General features: G+C 67.4%; 18 protein-coding genes. 8 read left to right on the plus strand and 10 right to left on the minus strand.

The annotated features are described in order from the left end of the window. Positions 1–157 precede the first annotated feature (157 nt). Positions 158–598 carry a hypothetical protein gene (locus GGR25_RS19015; protein ID WP_183400454.1) on the plus strand — a complete coding sequence of 147 codons (441 nt, stop codon included), beginning with the start codon at positions 158–160 and terminating at the stop codon, positions 596–598. On the opposite strand, the gene GGR25_RS19020 is transcribed toward GGR25_RS19015, so the two are convergent. Genes GGR25_RS19020 through GGR25_RS19030 form a run of 3 tightly spaced genes read right to left on the minus strand, consistent with a single transcriptional unit; the run spans position 595 to position 2,788 of the window. After that, a complete protein-coding gene (locus GGR25_RS19020) occupies positions 595–1,863 on the minus strand; it encodes an RNA polymerase sigma factor (protein ID WP_210300023.1) in 1,269 nt (422 codons plus the stop codon). The two genes, GGR25_RS19015 and GGR25_RS19020, sit on opposite strands and share 4 nt — an antisense overlap. Continuing rightward, the gene (locus GGR25_RS19025) at positions 1,860–2,423 is read right to left on the minus strand and encodes a dihydrofolate reductase family protein (protein WP_183400455.1); all 564 of its coding nucleotides are present in this window, start codon (positions 2,421–2,423) and stop codon (positions 1,860–1,862) included. The genes GGR25_RS19020 and GGR25_RS19025 overlap by 4 nt, the downstream gene beginning before the upstream one ends. A gap of 14 nt (positions 2,424–2,437) precedes the next feature. Then, positions 2,438–2,788, minus strand: coding sequence for a YciI family protein (locus GGR25_RS19030; protein WP_183400456.1), 351 nt, complete (start codon positions 2,786–2,788; stop codon positions 2,438–2,440). A gap of 301 nt (positions 2,789–3,089) precedes the next feature. On the opposite strand from GGR25_RS19030, the gene rpsD reads away from it, so the two are divergent. Further along, positions 3,090–3,707, plus strand: coding sequence for a 30S ribosomal protein S4 (gene rpsD / locus GGR25_RS19035; protein ID WP_183400457.1), 618 nt, complete (start codon positions 3,090–3,092; stop codon positions 3,705–3,707). A 124-nt stretch (positions 3,708–3,831) separates the two neighbouring features. Beyond that, complete coding sequence (locus GGR25_RS19040) at positions 3,832–4,731, plus strand: DMT family transporter (RefSeq protein ID WP_183400458.1); 900 nt, start codon at positions 3,832–3,834, stop codon at positions 4,729–4,731. A gap of 16 nt (positions 4,732–4,747) precedes the next feature. On the opposite strand, the gene GGR25_RS19045 is transcribed toward GGR25_RS19040, so the two are convergent. Both GGR25_RS19045 and GGR25_RS19050 read right to left on the minus strand, forming a co-directional pair. Then, entirely contained in the window at positions 4,748–5,803 is a 1,056-nt protein-coding gene (locus GGR25_RS19045; RefSeq protein WP_183400459.1) for an NAD(P)-dependent alcohol dehydrogenase, read from the minus strand. Positions 5,804–6,121: 318 nt separating this feature from the next. Next, positions 6,122–6,451 carry a GIY-YIG nuclease family protein gene (locus tag GGR25_RS19050; protein ID WP_246410043.1) on the minus strand — a complete coding sequence of 110 codons (330 nt, stop codon included), beginning with the start codon at positions 6,449–6,451 and terminating at the stop codon, positions 6,122–6,124. Positions 6,452–6,695: 244 nt separating this feature from the next. Here GGR25_RS19050 and ttcA point away from each other — a divergent pair, with 244 nt between their 5' ends. Then, entirely contained in the window at positions 6,696–7,550 is an 855-nt protein-coding gene (ttcA, locus tag GGR25_RS19055; protein WP_183400461.1) for a tRNA 2-thiocytidine(32) synthetase TtcA, read from the plus strand. Positions 7,551–7,730: 180 nt separating this feature from the next. Here the strand turns inward: ttcA and GGR25_RS19060 are convergent, their stop codons facing one another. From GGR25_RS19060 to GGR25_RS24810, 3 genes are all read right to left on the minus strand, one after another. After that, a complete protein-coding gene (locus GGR25_RS19060) occupies positions 7,731–8,018 on the minus strand; it encodes a GIY-YIG nuclease family protein (protein ID WP_183400462.1) in 288 nt (95 codons plus the stop codon). 202 nt (positions 8,019–8,220) lie between these two features. After that, positions 8,221–9,006 (minus strand): glutamate racemase, encoded by a 786-nt coding sequence (gene murI, locus GGR25_RS19065; protein WP_343068120.1) that lies wholly within the window; start codon positions 9,004–9,006, stop codon positions 8,221–8,223. Beyond that, complete coding sequence (locus GGR25_RS24810; RefSeq protein WP_246410045.1) at positions 9,003–9,818, minus strand: RNA methyltransferase; 816 nt, start codon at positions 9,816–9,818, stop codon at positions 9,003–9,005. The genes murI and GGR25_RS24810 overlap by 4 nt, the downstream gene beginning before the upstream one ends. Positions 9,819–9,986: 168 nt before the next feature. Here GGR25_RS24810 and GGR25_RS19070 point away from each other — a divergent pair, with 168 nt between their 5' ends. After that, positions 9,987–10,541, plus strand: a complete 555-nt coding sequence (locus tag GGR25_RS19070; protein ID WP_183400464.1) for an HdeD family acid-resistance protein — start codon at positions 9,987–9,989, stop codon at positions 10,539–10,541. 181 nt (positions 10,542–10,722) lie between these two features. Then, complete coding sequence (locus GGR25_RS19075; protein ID WP_183400465.1) at positions 10,723–11,940, plus strand: NADP-dependent isocitrate dehydrogenase; 1,218 nt, start codon at positions 10,723–10,725, stop codon at positions 11,938–11,940. 71 nt (positions 11,941–12,011) lie between these two features. On the opposite strand, the gene GGR25_RS19080 is transcribed toward GGR25_RS19075, so the two are convergent. Further along, positions 12,012–12,419 carry an META domain-containing protein gene (locus tag GGR25_RS19080; protein WP_183400466.1) on the minus strand — a complete coding sequence of 136 codons (408 nt, stop codon included), beginning with the start codon at positions 12,417–12,419 and terminating at the stop codon, positions 12,012–12,014. Positions 12,420–12,438: 19 nt separating this feature from the next. Further along, the gene (locus GGR25_RS19085; RefSeq protein WP_183400467.1) at positions 12,439–13,347 is read right to left on the minus strand and encodes an AraC family transcriptional regulator; all 909 of its coding nucleotides are present in this window, start codon (positions 13,345–13,347) and stop codon (positions 12,439–12,441) included. Between the two features lie 153 nt (positions 13,348–13,500). Between GGR25_RS19085 and GGR25_RS19090 the strand changes: the two genes are divergently transcribed. Then, complete coding sequence (locus tag GGR25_RS19090; protein WP_183400468.1) at positions 13,501–14,337, plus strand: SDR family NAD(P)-dependent oxidoreductase; 837 nt, start codon at positions 13,501–13,503, stop codon at positions 14,335–14,337. 48 nt (positions 14,338–14,385) lie between these two features. Further along, on the plus strand, positions 14,386–15,408 hold the full coding sequence (locus GGR25_RS19095) for an aldo/keto reductase (protein WP_183400469.1): 1,023 nt from the start codon (positions 14,386–14,388) through the stop codon (positions 15,406–15,408). Positions 15,409–15,681: the final 273 nt, after the last annotated feature.

A 15,681-nucleotide genomic window follows, 5' to 3' on the forward strand; every position in this document is an offset into this window, starting at 1 on the left:
GGTCGCACCCACACGCGGACACGATTCCGGAATGAGACCTCCGCGAATCACGCCTGTAGGCGCAGCCATATCACAACCCATGATTGACTATACCTGAAGCCAGGAGCCTTCTGGCTGCGGCCGTCAGTGAACGGCCTTGCAGTCTCGGGAGGAGATCATGCAATCCCTGGTCTATTCAGTCGAGAAGGTTGATGTCGAAGAACTGCTCGTGATCCCTGAAAATCCGCGCGCAATTTCCATCACGGCGCATGGATGGGTTCCGACGACGGGCTGGAGCCACCCGGCACTCAGTCCGCACATTTACGTCATGCCACCGCGAGACGGCATCCTGGACGTCAGCTTTCTTGCCGACGTACCGACAGGCCTCGCCCTGCAGGTTTTCACGCGAATCCGGGTCGTCGAGTCCTTGCTGGTGCCGCACTGGGTCATCGGTGTGCGCGTCCACGCCTCGACGAACAGGCTCGAAGCCAGGATCGCCGGCCTCACGCCCCGGCAGGAAGAACCGCCGCCTCCGGGACAAGGCGTGCCCGTGCCATGGCCCTTCCCCTGGTGGGCGCCGAAGGCCGTTCCGCCGAAAAGCGACGGTCAGTACCCCTAGCGCGGGCCAGGACGAGTCCAGCCGTCCGCGGCTGGCTCTTCCGGGCAGCGCAGCGTTTCCCGCCGCCGCTGGAGAAAGCGCCGCACGGCCGGATCGCTCGCAAGGCCGATGGCGCGGTCGAAAGCGGATGCGGCCTCCTCGCGTGCGTCCGTGCGGGCGAGGAGTTCGGCCCGGGCAGCCCAATAGGGCTGATATTGCGCAAGCCGCGGATCGCCATCCAGCGCCGCGAGTGCGGCGAGGCCGGCGGCCGGGCCCTCGACCTCGGCGAGCGCGAGGGCGCGGTTGACCGCGACGACGGGCGACGGCGCGACGCGGATGAGCGCGTCATAGAGACGGAGCACCGCATCCCCATTGTCGCGGCCCGAGAGACGCCGCGCGACATGCGCCGACTGCAGCGCCGCCTCCAGTTGGTAGCGGCCAATCTGTCCCAGCGCGGCGGCGCGACGCAGCAGCGCCTCGGCCTCGTTGATCGCATCCGCATTCCAGCGCGCCGGGTCCTGCTCGGAGAGCGGGACATAGTCGCCCGCCTCCGTGCGCCGCGCCGCCTGGCGGGCATCGACATGCAGCAGCAGCGCGACGAGCCCGAGCGCTTCGGCCTCTTGTGGCAGCAGTTCGGCGACGATCCGCGCGAGGAAGACCGCCTCGCCGGTCAGGTCACGCCCACCGGCTTCCGGATCGCCCCACCCTTCGGAGAACGCCGCATAGATGGCGGCGAGCACGGCATCGAGCCGTTCCGGCATCGCCGCGCGGTCGGGGATCTCGAAGGGAATGCCGGCCTCGCGGATCTTCGCCTTGGCGCGGACAAGCCGCTTCGCCATGGCGGCGGGCGAGGTGAGAAAGGCGGAAGCGATGCGCTTCGCGTCGAGGGCGAGCACGACCTGCAGCATCAACGGCGCATGCAGATCGGCATCGAGCGCGGGATGGGCGACGGCGAAGAGCAGCGCGAGCCGCCGGTCCGGAATGGCGGCGGGATCGGCGGTGTCGATCTCGTCGGCGAGGTCGCGGAACGCAGCGGCGAAGGCTTCGCCCGTCTGCCGCCGCCGCGCGGCGTCCGTCATCTTCCGTCGCGCCGCCGTCATCAGCCAGGCCTCCGGATTGTCGGGCGCGCCGCGCGCCGGCCAGTCGTCGAGCGCGGCGGCGAAGGCATCGGCGAGCGCGTCCTCGGCCGCGGCGACATCGCGCGAGCGCGCGGCGAGGAGCGCGACGAGGCGGGAATAGCTCCGCCGCGCCACCGCCTCCGCCAGCCGCCGCGCCTCGCCGTTCAAGCCGGCACCGGCCGGTAGCGCACGAAGAGGCAGCCATTGCCGAAGCGGCGGACATCGATCGTCTCAAGCGCGAGCCGCCGCTTCAGCCCGTCGAACATGGTCCGCCCGCTGCCGAGCACCAGCGGGAAGACGACGATCTGGAACTCGTCGATCAGCCCGGCCTCGGCGAGCTGGACGACGAGGCTGCCGCTGCCGAGCACGGCGAGATCGTCGGGCTCGGCCTTGAGGCGGGCGACCTCGCCGACGAGATCGCCCGCGACGAGGCGCGTGCCGGACCAGTCCGCCCGCTGGAGCGTGCGGGAGAACACTGTCTTCGGCATCGCGTTCATCCGCGCCGCGACGACGGGGAACTCCTGCGCGGCGAAGGGCGTCGGCCAATAGCCAGCCATCATCTCATAAGTCACGCGGCCGAAGAGCAGCCGCCCGCCGCCGGACGCATTGCCGGCGATGAAGGCGTCGAACTCGGCGTCGCGCGAGGCCTTGGCCCAGCTCATGTCGCCGCCCGCATCCGCGAAATAGCCGTCGACCGTGACCTGGTTGAAGACCGAGAGCCGTCCCATCGCCCCGCCCTCCCCTACATTGTCGGCCAGACCGGCCGGACCTCGACGACGCCGTGACCCGTCGTCGGGCAGCGCGCGGCCCAGGCGAGCGCCGCGTCGAGATCGGCCGCCTCGATCAGGTAATAGCCGCCGACCTGCTCCTTCGAATCGGCGAAGGGGCCGTCGAGCACCTGCGGCTTGCCGTCGACGAGGCGAACCGTCGTGGCCGAACGGCTCGGCTGAAGGCGATTGGCGCCGACCAGCGCGCCGGAATCGGCGAGCGCCTGCGTATAGGCCATATAGGCCGCCTCGCCCTCCTTCTGCTGCTCCGGCGTCATCTGCGGCCAGGCCGTGTCGTCGAAATAGAGCATGAGCAGATATTGCATCGTCTTTTCTCCCGAGCTTCAGGCGAGGCATCATGCGCCGCCAACCCAATGACGCGCGAGCGCCCGCCGCAATGGACAAGGCCGTGGAAAAAAACCATGCGGCGTCTGCCCGGCCGCGCTTTCATTGACATGGCGAAGCATCCCGCCTATGAGAGCGCCCGTGGCAAGCGGGTCCTTCGGGCCCCGCCTGTCATTTCACGCACCCGCGGATGAGGCTTCGGCCTGGTCCTGTCGGTTCGCCCCCCATGGGTGGACAGAGGAGGGCGCGTGTCCCTGAAACTCTATCCTCAAGGGATATGCGATGTCGAAGCGTGCTTCGTCCAAACACAAGATCGACCGCCGTCTTGGCGAAAACCTCTGGGGCCGTCCGAAGTCCCCGGTCAACAAGCGCGAATACGGCCCGGGCCAGCACGGCCAGCGTCGCAAGGGCAAGGTGTCCGACTACGGCACCCAGCTCCGCGCCAAGCAGAAGCTCAAGGGCTATTACGGCAACATCTCCGAGAAGCAGTTCCGGAAGATCTATGCCGAGGCGACGCGCCGGAAGGGCGATTCGTCCGAGAGCCTCGTCGGCCTGCTCGAGTGCCGTCTCGATGCGGTCGTCTACCGCGCCAAGTTCGTGCCGACCGTCTTCGCCGCGCGCCAGTTCGTCTCGCACGGCCACATCAAGGTCAATGGCCGCCGCGTCACCATCCCGAGCTACTCGGTGAAGGTCGGCGACCTGATCGAGGTCAAGGATACCTCGAAGCAGCTCGCCATGGTCATCGAGGCGACGCAGCTCGCCGAGCGCGACGTGCCGGACTATATCGAAGTCGATCATCACAAGATGACCGCGAAGTTCGCCCGCGTTCCCGGCCTCGCCGATGTGCCCTATCCGGTGCACATGGAACCGAACCTCGTCGTCGAGTTCTATTCGCGCTGATTTCTTTCAGCCGCTGAGTTCGAAAGGCCGCCTCCGGGCGGCCTTTTGCTTTCCGGGCCGGCAGCAGGCCTTTGCGTCGACGATGCCGAGCGTCTATCAAGACGCTCGCCGGAGGATCCGAAGCATGAGCCATGCTGTGACGCCCCAAGCGCGCGACCGCCGCGCGGCCATCGGCTATGGCGCCATTCTCGTCACCATCATCACCTGGGCCTCGGCCTTCGCGGCGATCCGGGTCGGGCTCCAGCATCTGACGCCGGTGGAGCTCGCCGCCGCGCGCTATCTGACCGCTGCCATTCCCGCCGGGCTCTATCTGGCGATCGCCCGCCCGCCCCTGCCCGCCCCGCGCGACCTGCTGCGGCTCGCGATCATCGGCCCGCTCTTCATCGCGGCCTATGCCGTGCTGCTGAATACGGGCGAGCGCACCGTCGCCGCCGGCCCCGCCGCCTTCATCATCCAGGTCAATCCGATCATCGTGGCGCTGGTCGCGCTGCCGCTGCTCGGCGAGCGCTTCGGGCTCTGGGGCTGGATCGGCACGGCCGTCTCCTTCGCCGGCGTCGGGCTGATCGCCGTCGGCAGCGGCGAGGCCTTCGGCTTCGATCCGGGCGTGCTGCTGATCCTCGGGGCGGCGCTCTGCACGTCGATCTCGACAATCGTACAGAAGCCGCTGCTCGGCCGCATGCCGGCGATCGTCGTCACGGCCTGGATCCTGCTGATCGGCGCGCTGCCGCTGCTGCCGGCCGTGCCGGATACGCTCGATGCGCTCTCGCGCGCCCCGGCGGATGTGGGCGCGGCGATCCTCTATCTCGCGGTCTTCCCGACCGTGATCGGCTATCTGACCTGGGCGGTCGCGCTCAAGACCTTCGCGGCCGCGCGCGCCTCCAACTTCCTCTATTTGATCGCGCCGACCGCGACGCTGATCGGCTTCGTCTGGCTCGGCGAGATCCCGACGCCGCTCGGTCTTGCCGGCGGCGCGATGGCGATCGGCGGCGTCGCGCTCGTCAACCTCATGGGCCGACGCCGCTGACGCCGCCGATGCGGTCTTATGCGGCGGCCGGCAGGGTCGCCATGTCGATCACGAAGCGATACTTGACGTCGCTCTTCAGCATGCGGTCATAAGCTTCGTTGATCTTGTCGATCGGGATCATCTCGATATCGGCAGTGATGCCGTGCTTGCCGCAGAAATCGAGCATTTCCTGCGTCTCGGGAATGCCGCCGATCAGCGAGCCCGCGAAGGAGCGGCGCCCGAAGATCAGGTTCGAGACATGCACCGGTAGCGGCGCCGGCGGCGCGCCGACCTGCACCAGCGTCCCGTCGCGCTTCAACAGCACGAGATAGGCGTTGATGTCGTGCTCGGCCGAGACCGCGTCGATGATCAGGTCGAGCTTGCCGCCCCAGGCCTTCAGCGCCTCAGGATCGCGCGTCACGACGACGTGATGCGCGCCGAGCCGCTCGGCATCCGCGCGCTTGCTCTCCGAGGTCGTGAACATCACGACTTCGGCGCCCATGGCCCGCGCCAGCTTCACCGCCATATGGCCGAGGCCGCCGAGCCCGACCACGCCCACCGTCTTGCCGGGACCGGCCTTCCAGTGGCGCAGCGGCGAATAGGTCGTGATGCCCGCACAGAGGAGCGGCGCGACGGCCGCGAGATCGAGATTTTCCGGCAGGCGCAGCACGAAGGCCTCGTCGACGACGACCGCCTTAGAATAGCCGCCATAGGTGACGCCGCCCGTGTGCTTGTCCGGCGCATTGTAGGTGCCGGTCGCGCCGACGAGGCAATATTGCTCGAGACCTTCGACACAGTTCGCACAGGTGCGGCAGGAATCGACCAGGCAACCGACGCCGGCCAAGTCGCCGACCTTGAAGCTCTTCACATCGGCGCCGACGCGGCGCACGCGCCCGACGATCTCGTGGCCGGGAATATTGGGATAGACCGTGCCCGGCCACTCGCCGCGCGCCGTGTGCAGGTCGGAATGGCAGACGCCGCAATAGAGGATCTCGATCTCGACATCGGTCGGGCCGGGATCGCGGCGGTTGAAGGAAAAGGGCGCGAGCGGCGTGTCAGCGCTCTGCGCGGCATAACCGGTGCAGACGAACATATCGGACTCCGTGGGACTTGAGTCGATTCAAGGATGGGATGGAAGACGTTTTTGGATACGCCCCGTCACAACGATAGGGCGACAGGGGCGACGAGGCAAGGCGGGGTGGTGTGGGCGGGCAAAGCCGGTGACGCGCGCGTGCTGCCGCGCTGTTAGTCTTGTGCCTCAGGCTGCATGGATCCCGGCTTTCGCCGGGATGACGGCAACTTGGAGGGTTTCGAGATCTGGTTGCCGATGATGCATGCGCCCTCCCCCACACCGGCGTCATCCCGGCGAGAGCCGGGATCCATGCAGCCGCAGCGTGGGGAAGGAATCGCCTCACTGCGCGATCTCGGGATAAAGATCGCGCCAGGTCGGATTGCCACGTTCGATCAGGTCGATCTTCCATGCGCGCCGCCACTCCTTGATCTGCTTCTCCCGCCGGATCGCCTCCGGCATCGAGCCCAAGAGTTCGTAGTGAACGAGCATCCGCGTCCTGTGCCGTTTCGCGAAACCGCCGATCAGGCCCTCGCGATGCTGCCACGCGCGATGCACGATCGAACTCGTCACGCCAACATAGAGCGTGCCGTTGTAGCCGCTGGCCATGATGTAGACGCACGGTTGCATAGATGGATCATCGCCCGACCATGCCGCGCTGTCACGCCCCATGCCTCAGGCTGAATGGATCCCGGCTTTCGCCGGGATGACGGCAGCTTGGAGGGTTTTGGGAGCGGGTCGACGCTTATGTACGCGCCCTCCCCCCACACCGGCGTCATCCCGGCGAAAGCCGGGATCCATGCAGCCGAAGCGCCGATCGCCTTTGCGGCGTAGGCGGGCTATGTCCCGGCCCCCCGACCATTGCGCGGCGCTGCGCTTTTCGGCAAAGAGAACGGCGAAGCCGGAGCCGCCATACATGTCCGAAACGCTCGATCCCGTCGATGATCTGGAGGCGGGCGATACCTGCCACCCGCTTTTTCGTGCGGCGCCCTCCTCCGTCGAGTTCGGCAAGCTCCGCAAGCGGCTGATCCGGCAGACGCGCGAGGCGCTCGACGATTTCGCCATGGTGCGGCCGGGCGATCGCTGGCTCGTCTGCCTCTCGGGCGGCAAGGATTCCTATGCGCTCCTCGCCATGCTGCTCGATCTCAAATGGCGCGGCCTGCTGCCGGTCGATCTTCTCGCCTGCAATCTCGACCAGGCCCAGCCGGGCTTCCCGGCCGATGTGCTGCCGAGCTTCCTCGACGGCGTCGGCGTCCCCTACCGGATCGAGCGGCAGGACACCTATTCGGTCGTCGTCTCCAAGGTGCCGACGGGCCGGACCTATTGCGCGCTCTGCTCGCGGCTGCGCCGCGGCCATCTCTATCGAGTGGCGCGCGAGGAAGGCTGCCAGGCGGTGGTGCTCGGCCATCACCGCGAGGACATCCTCGAAACCTTCTTCATGAACTTCTTCCATGGCGGCAAGCTCGCCGCGATGCCGCCGAAGCTGGTCAATGACGAGGGCGACCTCTTCGTGCTGCGCCCCCTCGCCTATTGCGCCGAGGACGACATAGCGCGCTTCTCGAACGCTATGGCCTTCCCGATCATCCCCTGCGACCTCTGCGGCTCGCAGGAAGGCCTGCAGCGCAACCTCGTCAAGGCGATGCTGGCCGAATGGGAAAAGAAGGCGCCGGGCCGCAAGGACGTGATGATGAAGGCACTCACCAACGCCAACCCCTCGCACCTCCTCGACCGCGACCTGTTCGACTTCGCCGGGCTGACGATAAGGGACTGAGCGCAGGGGCCGTCACGCCCCCTGCCTCAGGCTGAATGGATCCCGGCTTTCGCCGGGATGACGGCAGCTTGGAGGACTTTGGGAGCGGGTTGACGCTTGTGCACGCGCCATCCCCCCACACCGGCGTCATCCCGGCGAAAGCCGGGATCCATGCAGCCGATGCGTGGGGAAGGAATCGCCTCACTGCGCGATCTCGGGATAAAGATCGCGCCATGTCGGATTGCCGCGCTCGATCAGGTCGATCTTCCAGGAGCGCCGCCACTCCTTGATCTGCTTCTCCCGCCGGATCGCCTCCGGCATCGAGCCCAAGAGTTCGTAGTAAACGAGCATCCGCGTCCGGTATCGCTTCGCGAAGCCGTCGGCGAGGCCTTCACGGTGCTGCCATGCGCGATGCACGATCGAACTCGTCACGCCAACATAGAGCGTGCCGTTGTAGCCGCAGGCCATGATGTAGACGCACGGTTGCATAGATGGATCATCGCCCGGTCCTGCCGTGGTGTCACGCCCCATGCCTCAGGCTGAATGGATCCCGGCTTTCGCCGGGATGACGGCAGCTTGAAGGGTTTTGGGAGCGGGGCGACGCTTATGCACGCGCCATCCCCCACACCGGCGTCATCCCGGCGGAAGCCGGGATCCATGCAGCCGAAGCGCTGCGAAAGCAGACCGACGTCTACCGCGGCTCCAGTCCGAAGCGTGCCAGCACGGGCAACAGCGCCGGCGGCCAGGACTTGCCGCTCGTCAGCTGCGCCGTGCCGCGTGCGAGCGGGGCGTCGGGGGCCTCGGTGAGGCCGAGCAGCGAGACGACGCGGCGGGCGATCGCGTCGGCGGGGTCGATCCAGTCCACCGGCCAGGGCGCCAGTGCCACGAGACGGTCGAGCAGGAAAGGATAATGCGTGCAGGCGAGGACGATCTTGTCGGTACGCCGCCCCTCGACCGTGATGAAGGCCGGCTCGATCTCGAAGCGGATCGCGGCATCCTCGACAACCTCGCCGCGCATCGCGGCCTCGGCCAGCGGCGCCAGTTCCGACGAGCCGACCAGGCGGACATGGCAGGAAGCCGCGAAATCGCGGATCAGCGCGCGGGTATAATCGCGCCGCATCGTCCCGGGCGTCGAGAGGACGCCGACGACGCCGCTCTGCGTCGTCTCCGCCGCCGGCTTGATCGCGGGGACCGTGCCGACGAAGGGAATGGCGTGGAGCGCGCGCAGCGCCGGCAGGACGAGGGTCGAGGCCGTGTTGCAGGCGATGACCACCGCGTCGGGCGCCTCGCGCGCGATCAGCGCGCCGATCGTCGCGACGACATGCGCCTTGAGCGGCTCGTCTTCCCAATCGCCATAGGGGAAGGCCGCGTCATCCGCGACATAGAGGATATCGGCCGTCGGCACGCGGCGGCGGATCTCCTTCAGCACCGAGAGCCCGCCGACGCCTGAATCGAAGACGAGCAGGCGGATGCTCACTCCTTCTTCTCCCGGCTGGTGGTCAGCGTGCCGTCGGCGCGCTTGTGCGGCCGGGTCGGCCGGTTCTGCAGCGCCGCCACGACACCGCGCAGCGTGCGCACGTCCTGCTCGGTGAAGCCGGCGCGCTGCAGCATGGCGCGCAAAGTCGCCACCACGGCCGGCTTCTTCTCCGGCGGGCGGAAGAAGGTGACGGCGTCGAGCGCGCCCTCGAGATGCTCGAACAGGCCGAGCATCTCTTCCTTGTTCGCGGGGCGCGAATCCGTGCGCGTGGTGAAGCGCAGCCCCTCCTCCTCCTGCACGACGCCGCTGCGGCGCCATTCATAGGCGAGGATCAGCACGGCCTGCGCGATGTTCAGCGAGGCGAAATCGGGATCGACCGGCAGCGTGACGATCTCGTCGGCGAGCGAGATTTCCTCGTTCATGAGGCCGATCCGCTCGCGCCCGAAAAGCATGCCGGACCGGATGCCGCCAAGCGCATGGGCGCGCATCTTCTCCCCCGCCGAGGCCGGACCGCGCACGGGCTTGGCGAGGCCGCGCACGCGCGCCGTCGTCGCGATGACATAGCCGAGGTCGGCGATCGCCGCCTCGACGCTGTCGAAGAGGCGCACGCGCTCGATCACATGGTCGGCCCGGCTCGCGGCCCGCACGGCGCTCTCGCTCGGCCAGCCGTCGCGCGGCTTGACGAGGCGGAGGTCCGACAGGCCGAAATTGGCCATGGCGCGGGCGGCCGTGCCGATATTCTCGCCGAGCTGCGGCTCGACGAGGATCACGGCGGGGCCGTCGATGAGAAGCGGGTTCGAGGTGTCGTTCATGGACCGATCGGCATGGGGGATGAACCCCTGCTCCTACCCCATCGCCGCCGGGCCCGCCAGCCACATGACCGCGCCCACGCGCGGGCCGGGAGGCGCGCGACAACATTCAATTGTGTCAGCCCGCCCCTTGCGCGACAATCCGCGCGTCGAGTCGGAAGGGGATGGGCCATGGCCACGGCGAGCTTCAGAAGCATTTCGGATACCGTTCAGGCGAAGTGGGGCTGGTTCCTCGCTCTCGGCATCATCTTCATCATTGGCGGCGTTTTCGCGATCATGCAGCCGCTGATCTCCTCGATCGCGCTGTCGATCCTGCTGGCCGCGGCGCTGGTCGTCGCCGGCGTGTTCCAGATCTGGGGCGCCTTCAGCGTGCAGAGCTGGACCGGCTTCATCTGGCAGCTGATCATCGGCATCATCCTGCTGCTCGGCGGCATCGCGATCTATGCCTCGCCGACGACCGGCAGCATCGCGCTGACGCTGGTCATCGCCGCCGTCTTCATCGCCAAGGGCGTATTCCAGGTCATTCTCGGCTTCCGCCTGCGCCCGATCGACGGCTGGGGCTGGATCCTGACGGCCGGCATCATCGCGCTCATCGTCGGCATCATGATCCTGGCCGACATTTCCTTCTCCGGCCTGCTCGTGCCTGGCACGCTCGCCGGCATCTCGCTGATCTTCACCGGCTGGAGCTATATCGCGCTCGGCCTCGCGGCGAAGCGCATCGCCTGACGAATAGCGCGGCGCGCGCGACGATACGAACCGGCGCGGGAACCCCTTCCCGCGCCTTCTCGCATTGCGGCAGCGGTGCTATAGGGACCTCGCACGTTCAAGAAGCGCCGTCCTGCCCGCCCGCGATCCTCCCCTTGGGCGGCGGTGGACCCGCCCAACATCAAGCGAGGGCCTATTCCCCATGGCGAAGATCAAGGTAGCCAATCCCGTCGTCGAGCTCGATGGCGACGAGATGACACGGATCATCTGGCAGGCGATCAAGGACAAGCTGATCCATCCCTACCTCGATATCGACCTGCAATATTACGATCTCGGCATCGAGCATCGTGACGCGACCAACGACAAGGTCACCGTCGAGGCCGCCGAGGCGATCAAGAAGGTCGGCGTCGGCGTGAAATGCGCCACGATCACGCCGGACGAGGCGCGTGTGAAGGAATTCGGCCTCAAGGAGATGTGGAAGTCGCCGAACGGCACCATCCGCAACATCCTCGGCGGCGTCATCTTCCGCGAGCCGATCATCTGCAAGAACGTGCCGCGCCTGGTTCCGGGCTGGACGCAGCCGATCATCGTCGGCCGCCATGCCTTCGGCGACCAGTATCGCGCGACCGATTTCAAGGTGCCCGGCAAGGGCCGCCTGACGATCAAGTTCGAGGGCGAGGACGGCTCGGTCATCGAGAAGGAAGTCTTCAAGTTCCCGGGCGCCGGCGTCGCCATGGCGATGTACAACCTCGACGAATCGATCCGCGAATTCGCCCGCGCCTCGCTGAACTACGGCCTGATGCGCAAGTACCCGGTCTATCTGTCGACCAAGAACACGATCCTCAAGGCCTATGATGGCCGCTTCAAGGACCTGTTCCAGGAAGTCTACGAGGCCGAGTTCGCCGATGCCTTCAAGACGGCCGGCATCACCTATGAGCACCGCCTGATCGACGACATGGTCGCCTCGGCGCTGAAATGGTCCGGCGGCTATGTCTGGGCGTGCAAGAACTATGATGGCGACGTTCAGTCCGACACGGTCGCGCAGGGCTTCGGCTCGCTCGGGCTGATGACCTCCGTGCTGCTCACCCCCGATGGCAAGACCGTCGAGGCCGAGGCGGCGCATGGCACGGTGACGCGCCACTATCGCGAGCACCAGAAGGGCAAGGAGACGTCGACCAATTCGATCGCGTCGATCTTCGCCTGGACGCGCGGCCTCGCCCATCGCGCCAAGCTCGACGACAATGCCGCGCTCGCCAAGTTCGCCGACACGCTCGAGAAGGTCTGCGTCGACACGGTCGAGGCCGGCGACATGACCAAGGATCTCGCGCTGCTCGTCGGCCCGGACCAGAAGTGGCTGTCGACGACCGGCTTCCTCGACAAGGTCAGCGACAACCTGACCAAGGCGATGGCCGCCGCCTGATCGGCGCGTCGCGCATCATCTTCAATACAGAACGGGCGGGGATCTTCCCCGCCCGTTTCGTTTCCGGATATCTATTCGCGCACGAGCACGGCGGTCGCCTTGCCGGCCTTGTTCTTGAGCACGAGCGTCTTGCCGCCCGATTTGAGCGTGAAGCGCTGCGTCGCCTTGAGCGCCTCCTGGAAGGCGCGCTCCTGCGCCATCGCCTCATCCGGGCACATCATCATGGTGCCGGCGAGCGGCCCGAAGCTGATCGACTTGCCGGAGATCTTCGCCTGGCCCATCAGGCGGTTGCAGCCGCCAGTGCCCGCGATTTTGCCGTCCGCCGCGATCTCGATCTCGCTCTTCACGTCCTTGGCGACCGGCTTGCCGGCGATGGTCTCGGCCCGCCAATGCCCGGTCGGCGGTTCGGTCGCGGCCGAGGCGGCGGCCGGGATGGCGAGAAGCGCCGAAGCGAGCAGAAGAGCGGGATCGAGGCGCATCGTTTCCTCCCTTGGGCCCTCACGTCGCCGGGACGAGGCGGCCAGGATCGCTCGCCGTCAGGGCGCGCAGGCGCTGCGCGTCGCGCGCGGGCGGCTCACCGAAGAGACGTGCATATTCGCGGCTGAATTGCGACTGGCTCTCGTAGCCGACGGAGAAGCCGATGATGCCGGCGTCGAGTTGCTCCGCGACCAGGCGCCGGCGCGCCTCCTGCAGGCGCAACTGCTTCTGGAACTGCAGCGGGCTCATCGCCGTCACGGCGCGGAAATGGCGGTGCAGCGAGGCCGGGCTCATCCCGGCGATCTCCGCCAGCCCCTCGATCCGCATCGGCTCGTGGAAATGGCGCTTGATCCAGTCGATCGCGCGGTCGACCCGGGCAAGGCGGCTGTTCTGCGCCACCATCTGCCGCAGCACCGAACCGGCCGGCCCGGTCAGCAGGCGGTAGAGGATCTCGCGCTCGATCAGCGGCGCGAGGATCGCGGCGTCCTGCGGCCGCTCGATCAGGCGAACGAGCCTGAGGACAGGATCGAGCAAATCCGCATCGACGGAGCCGATGGCGAGACCGACGCCCTGATCGGCCGGCTCGGTCGGCGGCAGGCTCGCCAGAATGTCGACGATCGCCATGCGGTCGAGCCGCAGCGTGACGCAGAGATAGGGCTGGTCCTCGCTCGCCTCGACGATGCAGGCCATGACGGGCATGTCGACGGCGACGACTAGATAGTTTGACTGGTCATAGACCAGCGGCTCGCCGCCGACGACAAGGCGCTTCGATCCCTGGACGGCGAGGCAGAAGACCGGTTCGTAGAAAGCCGGCGCCGCCAGCGTCACGGCATGGGAGCGCAATAGCCGCAGCGACGGGACGGGTGTCTCGCTCCGCCCCGGCGGCGCGCGGCGCAGCATGATGTCGCGAAGTTCACTGAGCTGTTCCATGCGCCATCCTATCGCCTGCGCGCCGCGCGGGGGGCAATCCCGCCAAACCCCAAGATCGGCACTCTGAGCGGATCGTGCAAGAAGCCGCCAGCTTTCGGCTAAGGCGGACGCCTTGGGATCGCCATCTCAGCATCACCAGAACGGGAGATTGCGATGAGCAAGGTTTGGTTCGTTACCGGCGCGACGCGCGGCATCGGGGCGGAGATCGTCAAGGCGGCGCTTGCCGCGGGCGACAGGATCGTGGCAACGGGCCGCGACCCGGAAAAGATCGCGAGCGCCTTCCCCGATGCGGGCGACGCGCTGCTGGCGCTGCCGCTGGACGTCACGGATCCGGCGCAGATCGAGGTGGCCGTCGCTTCGGCGGTCTCCGCCTTCGGACGGATCGACGTCCTCGTCAACAATGCCGGCTATGGCCATCTCGGCCTGTTCGAGGAAAGCGCGCCGGGCGACGCGGAGCGGCAATTCGCGACCAATGTGTTCGGGCTGTTCAACGTCACCCGCACCGTGCTGCCGGTGATGCGGCGCCAGCGTTCAGGCCGCATCTTCAACCTCTCCTCGATCGCCGGCCAGCGCGGCGGCCTCGGCGGTTCGCTCTATTGCGCTTCGAAATTTGCAGTCGAGGGCTTCTCTGAATCGCTCGCGCAGGAAGTTGCGCCGTTCGGCATCCATGTGACGGTGGTCGAGCCCGGCTTCTTCCGCACGGACTTCCTCGACGAGAGTTCGGTCCGCTTCGGCGGCAATGCGATCCCCGACTATGCCGAGATCTCGTCGCAGATCCGCGCCGGCTATCGCGAGCGCAACCATCGCCAGGCCGGGGATCCGGCGCGCCTCGCCAAGGTGATCGTCGATCTGTCGAACGCCGAAAAGCCGCTGTTCCGTTATGCCGCCGGCTCCGATGCGGCCGACGTGCTCGAAGCCAAGATCGTGCGTCTCACCGGCGAACTCGCGGCGACGCGCCCCCTCTCCCCGACAACGGACGGCGCCTTCTAGCCGCCGCCCCATCCCTCATCTGACCTCAATCCAAGGACACGGAAAACCATGCGCTACAGAAATCTCGGCGGCACCGGCCTCCTCGTCTCCGAACTCACGCTCGGCACCATGACCTTTGGCGGTCGCGGCTTCTGGACCGCCATCGGCGAACTCGACCAGACCGTCGCCGACGGTATCGTTGCCCGCGCGCTCGACGCCGGCGTCAACTTCATCGATACCGCCGACGTCTATTCCGAAGGCCTCTCCGAGGAGATCACCGGCCGCGCCATCGTCAATTCCGGCCGCAAGCGCACCGACATCGTGCTGGCGACCAAGGCGCTCGGCCAGGTCGGCCCCGGCCCGAATGATCGCGGCGCCTCGCGCGGCCACATCATGGACGCGGTCAAGGCGAGCCTGAAGCGGCTCGGCACCGACTATATCGACCTCTACCAGATCCATGGCTTCGACCCGCTGACGCCGGTCGAGGAGACGGTGCGCGCGCTCGACGATCTCGTACGCCAGGGCCATGTGCGCTATGTCGGCGTCTCCAACTGGGCCGCCTGGCAGATCATGAAGGCGCTCGGCATCGCCGACGCACATGGCTGGGCCCGCTTCGCCTCGCTGCAGGCCTATTACACCATCGCCGGCCGCGACCTCGAACGCGAGATCGCACCGCTGCTGCTCGACCAGAAGGTCGGGCTGATGGTCTGGAGCCCGCTGGCCGGCGGCCTGCTCTCGGGCAAATATGGCCGCGACGGCTCGGCGGCCGAGGGCGGCCGGCGCGCGAACTTCGACTTCCCGCCGGTGAACAAGGACCGCGCCTTCGACGTCATCGACGTGATGCGCGAGGTCGCCACGGCGAAGGGCGTCTCGGTCGCGCAGATCGCCCTCGCCTTCCTGCTCGCCCAGCCCTTCGTGACGACGGTGATCATCGGCGCGAAGACGGTCGCCCAGCTCGACGAAAACCTCGCCGCCACCGGCGTGACGCTCTCGGCCGAGGAACTGGCAAAGCTGGACGCGGCCAGCGCCCTGCCCGCCGAATATCCCGGCTGGATGCTCACCCGCCAGAGCGAAGGCCGCAAGGCCAGCTGACGGGGGCCTGAACGAAGGTGGCCGGGCCTCGGTTGGGGGCCCGGCGCACCTTCTTTACCTCTCCCTGAGGGAGAGGTCGACGGCCGAAGGCCGGCGGGAGAGGGTTTAGGGAAGGCGCAGAATAAGGCGCTGAATCGCCTCGGCAGCACCTGATGGTTCCCTAAACCCTCTCCCGTCGCTTCGCGCCGACCTCCCCCTGAGGGGGAGGTGAAGATCCTCCTCCCCGCCTTCCCCCGACGCGCCGAAATGGCTAGCCTCCGGCCCAATCGGGAG

The sequence above is a fragment of the Kaistia hirudinis genome (assembly GCF_014196455.1).
Lineage (GTDB): Bacteria > Pseudomonadota > Alphaproteobacteria > Rhizobiales > Kaistiaceae > Kaistia > Kaistia hirudinis.

Bases quoted from the DNA above. Each gene is read 5' to 3' on its own strand.
- GGR25_RS19075 (WP_183400465.1), top strand. From the start codon at position 10,723: ATGGCGAAGATCAAGGTAGCCAATCCCGTCGTCGAGCTCGATGGCGAC.
- ttcA (WP_183400461.1), top strand. From the start codon at position 6,696: ATGTCCGAAACGCTCGATCCCGTCGATGATCTGGAGGCGGGCGATACC.
- GGR25_RS19060 (WP_183400462.1), bottom strand. From the start codon at position 8,018: ATGCAACCGTGCGTCTACATCATGGCCTGCGGCTACAACGGCACGCTC.
- GGR25_RS19015 (WP_183400454.1), top strand. From the start codon at position 158: ATGCAATCCCTGGTCTATTCAGTCGAGAAGGTTGATGTCGAAGAACTG.
- GGR25_RS24810 (WP_246410045.1), bottom strand. From the start codon at position 9,818: ATGAACGACACCTCGAACCCGCTTCTCATCGACGGCCCCGCCGTGATC.
- GGR25_RS19090 (WP_183400468.1), top strand. From the start codon at position 13,501: ATGAGCAAGGTTTGGTTCGTTACCGGCGCGACGCGCGGCATCGGGGCG.
- GGR25_RS19045 (WP_183400459.1), bottom strand. From the start codon at position 5,803: ATGTTCGTCTGCACCGGTTATGCCGCGCAGAGCGCTGACACGCCGCTC.
- GGR25_RS19050 (WP_246410043.1), bottom strand. From the start codon at position 6,451: ATGGGGCGTGACAGCGCGGCATGGTCGGGCGATGATCCATCTATGCAA.
- GGR25_RS19095 (WP_183400469.1), top strand. From the start codon at position 14,386: ATGCGCTACAGAAATCTCGGCGGCACCGGCCTCCTCGTCTCCGAACTC.
- GGR25_RS19040 (WP_183400458.1), top strand. From the start codon at position 3,832: ATGAGCCATGCTGTGACGCCCCAAGCGCGCGACCGCCGCGCGGCCATC.
- GGR25_RS19070 (WP_183400464.1), top strand. From the start codon at position 9,987: ATGGCCACGGCGAGCTTCAGAAGCATTTCGGATACCGTTCAGGCGAAG.
- GGR25_RS19080 (WP_183400466.1), bottom strand. From the start codon at position 12,419: ATGCGCCTCGATCCCGCTCTTCTGCTCGCTTCGGCGCTTCTCGCCATC.
- GGR25_RS19085 (WP_183400467.1), bottom strand. From the start codon at position 13,347: ATGGAACAGCTCAGTGAACTTCGCGACATCATGCTGCGCCGCGCGCCG.
- rpsD (WP_183400457.1), top strand. From the start codon at position 3,090: ATGTCGAAGCGTGCTTCGTCCAAACACAAGATCGACCGCCGTCTTGGC.
- GGR25_RS19025 (WP_183400455.1), bottom strand. From the start codon at position 2,423: ATGGGACGGCTCTCGGTCTTCAACCAGGTCACGGTCGACGGCTATTTC.
- GGR25_RS19030 (WP_183400456.1), bottom strand. From the start codon at position 2,788: ATGCAATATCTGCTCATGCTCTATTTCGACGACACGGCCTGGCCGCAG.